Source organism: Mycobacterium sp. E796 (genome assembly GCF_001672815.1).
Lineage (GTDB): Bacteria > Actinomycetota > Actinomycetes > Mycobacteriales > Mycobacteriaceae > Mycobacterium.
Genome location: NZ_LZKK01000377.1, coordinates 1 through 3,500, shown reverse-complemented (window position 1 = coordinate 3,500; position 3,500 = coordinate 1). Strand labels below are relative to the sequence as shown.

The 3,500-nt window shown below is 65.2% G+C and carries 4 protein-coding genes; 2 read left to right on the top strand and 2 right to left on the bottom strand.

Translation table 11 applies throughout. The features are described 5' to 3' along the window. A partial coding sequence (locus tag A5706_RS31360) for a glycosyltransferase (protein ID WP_369831986.1) occupies positions 1 to 369 on the top strand: 369 nt, incomplete at its 5' end. Beyond that, complete coding sequence (locus A5706_RS31355; RefSeq protein ID WP_068140431.1) at positions 369 to 1,202, top strand: glycosyltransferase family 2 protein; 834 nt, start codon at positions 369 to 371, stop codon at positions 1,200 to 1,202. The genes A5706_RS31360 and A5706_RS31355, both read left to right, overlap by 1 nt. A gap of 87 nt (positions 1,203 to 1,289) precedes the next feature. On the opposite strand, the gene A5706_RS31350 is transcribed toward A5706_RS31355, so the two are convergent. Both A5706_RS31350 and A5706_RS31345 read right to left on the bottom strand, forming a co-directional pair. Further along, positions 1,290 to 2,219, bottom strand: a complete 930-nt coding sequence (locus tag A5706_RS31350) for a DUF4436 domain-containing protein (RefSeq protein ID WP_068140428.1) — start codon at positions 2,217 to 2,219, stop codon at positions 1,290 to 1,292. 135 nt (positions 2,220 to 2,354) lie between these two features. Continuing rightward, positions 2,355 to 3,500 (bottom strand): glycosyltransferase (locus tag A5706_RS31345; protein ID WP_068140426.1); only part of this gene is annotated, 1,146 nt, incomplete at its 5' end.

Here is a 3,500-nt window from a genome sequence, read left to right as displayed (position 1 = left end):
GACCATGTGAAGGTTGTCTCGGCGGTCAATCACGCCGCGATATTTCCCACCTGCCGCGCCGTTGTGCACCACGGCGGTTCCGGCACCACAGCCGCGGGGTTACGGGCCGGCGTACCCGCGCTGATCCTCTGGATCACCTCCGATCAGCCGATCTGGGCGGCCCAGATCAAACAGCTGAAAGTTGGCTCCGCCCGCCGCTTCTCGAGCACCACCAGCAAAACGCTGGTCGCCGACCTCAGGTCGGTCCTCGCGCCCGCCTACGTCAGCCGGGCGCGTGACGTCGCCTCGCGGATGACAAAGCCCGCCGAGAGCGTAGCCAGCGCCGCCGATCTGCTGGAAAAAGCCGCCCGACGCGGGGGTTTGGACTGATGCCGGAAGGCCCCGCGGGGTTGCGCGGCTCGGGGTACGCTCCGGGTGTGTCCCTACTGATCACGGTGCCGGTCTTCGGCCAGCACGAGTACACACACGCGCTCGTAGCCGATTTGGAGCGCGAGGGCGCCGACTACCTGATCGTCGACAATCGCGGCGACTACCCGAAGATCGGCAACGAACGCGTCGCCACGCCGGGCAGGAACCTGGGGTGGGCCGGGGGCAGCGAGCTCGGCTTCCGAACCGCGTTCGCGGAGGGCTACTCCCACGCGATGACGCTCAACAACGACACCCGGCTGTCCCGGGGATTCGTCGCCGCCTTTCTCGACCCGCGCCTGCCCGCCGACGTCGGGATGGTGGGGCCGCTGTTCAACATCGGATTCCCCTACGCGGTGGTCGAGGGAATACCGGACGCGGCGAGCTACGTTCCGCGGCCGCTGTACCGGGTGGTGCCCGCCATCGAGGGGACGGCGCTGGCGATGTCCCGGGAATGCTGGGACGCCGTCGGGGGAATGGATCTCGACACCTTCGGCCGCTACGGATGGGGGCTCGACCTCGACCTCGCATTGCGGGCACGAAAAGCCGGATTCGGCGTCTACACAACGGAAATGGCCTACGTCAACCACTTCGGGCGTAGGACCGCCAAGGTTCACTTCGGTGGCCTGAAGTACCACTGGGGCTCCAGCCGGGCGATGATTCTGGGGTTGCGCAAGACGCACGGCTGGTTCGCGGCCATGGGCATCCTGCGCGAGATGGGGGCGGCACACCACCGCAAGTGGTATAAGTCTTACCCGCTCGTCCAGCGCGACGCGGCCGCCAGCCGGCAGCTTTGAGCCCTGCCGGGGCGGATGCGGGAGTTAACCCGTTCAACCTGGGAGTAGCGAGAACGCCCACACGCGAACCCGCTCGGTAATCACCATCTAATGATTTGTCGGCGGTCCACCCGACTGCGTATTTGGCACACGCGAGCCGTCATGTTGGGTCCCGATTTCGGGCCGCAAGTGCCGCCACCAGCAGAAGATGTAAAGCAGCATCGACAGTGCCAGGATCAGGATCACCCAGACGACGACCGTGACATCGACCCACCATCCCATGGGTGGTGAATCAGGAAGCGCGTTGCGCAGGGGAACGATGGCAAAGAGCATTGCCGCGTACCAGGTTGTCATGGGCGGCTGAAATTTCCGTTTGTTTCGAGCTGTTTGGACTGCGACGAAAAGCCCCATACCCGCAATGAGGGTCAGAACAAAGAGGATGATCGCGGCAAGCGCGGCCGTACTTGGAGACCGCTGCACCAGCACGCGGTAGTCCTGAGACACAGACTTTGGGTCGACGGGATCGGAAATCTTCCGGGCGGCATCTTCAATCGACACCTTCCAGCCGCGCAACCGGTCGACAAATGTCACTGCCGCTCGTTCCGGTATTTGAGCTTGGCCCCGGAAGAGCTCGACGGTGATCGGCCGCGAGCGGTAGTGATCGAAGGGATATTCAGCAGGGTCGCCGGTAATGCTCATGGAAACCTGGAAAACACCGGGCACGTCGCCTTTCGGCCAGGTGCGCTTGGTGGGCGTCACAGCCGAGGTGACTGCGACACTGAATTCCTGCGCGAGGATGTGGGTGTGCGGTGCGAGCAACTGTGGCCCGGGTGCAACGAGAATGTTGGCCACCAGGACGCCGTTGATGGGCTGAACATCCACCAGGTCGACGGTAACCGAGGTGCCATCGGCCGCTGGCTGTCCTGCTCTGACCTCACTGGGCCGTCCCAATCCGGTACTGGCATACAACGCAACCGCGGTCGCATAGGCCGCAATGAAGACGACGCAGGCGACGACGCTACCGATGGCGACCTTCATGAGTGATCCCCCTGGTTGGTTCCAGTACGAAATGCGGCCCGGCCAAGCTGACACCGATCCTCTCAGATCGACGGCCAGTGGCAGAAAGTCTTGTGCTGCATCGACATCGATGCTACGCACGGACGGTGGGCCGTTTCAGACGCCGACGCGGACGGTCTGCTCCAGGAGGTCGGCGGCGGTGACCACCCCGACGGCCGGTTTGGACATCTGCGGTGCGATCTCACGGGCCCGTGCCACGTAGTCCGGCGCGAGGATCTTGCGCAGCTGCCTGACCAACGATTTGCGGGTGATGGTCGAAAGCTTCTTGGCGGAGCCGACTTTCAGCCGTTTGACCTGGGTCGCCCAGATGAACTGGTCGGCCACGTCCCACAGGATCAACGTCGGGAGCCCGGCTCGTAGGCTCGCCGCCGTCGTGCCGGCCCCGCCGTGGTGAACGGCCGCCCGGCACATGGGCAAGATTGTGCTGTAGTTAACGTGTCCGACCAGCTTGATGTGCTCACGATGCGGAGCGGGCTCGGAACCCTCGGCGCCGGAATAGATCAGCGCGCGTTCGCCCAACTCGGCGCAGGCGTCGGCGATCATGGCCACCGTCTCGGCGGGGGAACTGACCGGGGTGCTGCCAAAACCGAAGTAGATCGGCGGCTTTCCCGCGGCGATCCACGATGCGACCTCATCGTCGGTCTCGGCGGCCAACTCCAGGGTCAACGAACCCACGAAGGGGCGCTTGCCATTCCACTCCGCGGCCAGGCCGGGGAACATCGCCTGGTCGTAGGCCTGGATTTCGAGCGTTCCGCCGTCGGCCATCCGCTGCCACGCGGGAACCGTCGTGGGCGGCAGACCCAGCTCGCGGCGCTGCGCTTCCTCGGCGCTCCGGGTGAACCGCCAATACATCCAGTCGAGGGTCTTCATCGTCGAGCGAACCAGCGGCGCGGGCAACCGCGCGGGAAACGCCACGTGGCCGTTGGGCCGCATCGGGTAGAAGTGCAACGCGGCCAACGGAATGTCGTAGCGCTCGGCGACGTTGGCGGCGATCTCCTGATAGAGCTGGCCCGTCAGCAGCAGGTCGACCCCGTCGACGAGCGACTTGAGCGCGGCGCCCAGCTCTTCGAAGCCCGCCCGGACCGGCTCCATCGCCTCGCGGGCCAGCTTGACCGGGTTTTGGAACTTCCAGGAGTTATGCAGGAAATCCTCGTCCAGCTGCTGCTGGGAATCCCGCTGCCCGTAGGCGACGGCAGGCATCCCGGCCGACTCGACGAAGCCGATCAGGTTGGGCGGCACCGC

Coding starts and splice junctions, on each gene's coding strand:
- A5706_RS31350 (WP_068140428.1), bottom strand. CDS start 2,219: ATGAAGGTCGCCATCGGTAGCGTCGTCGCCTGCGTCGTCTTCATTGCG.
- A5706_RS31355 (WP_068140431.1), top strand. CDS start 369: ATGCCGGAAGGCCCCGCGGGGTTGCGCGGCTCGGGGTACGCTCCGGGT.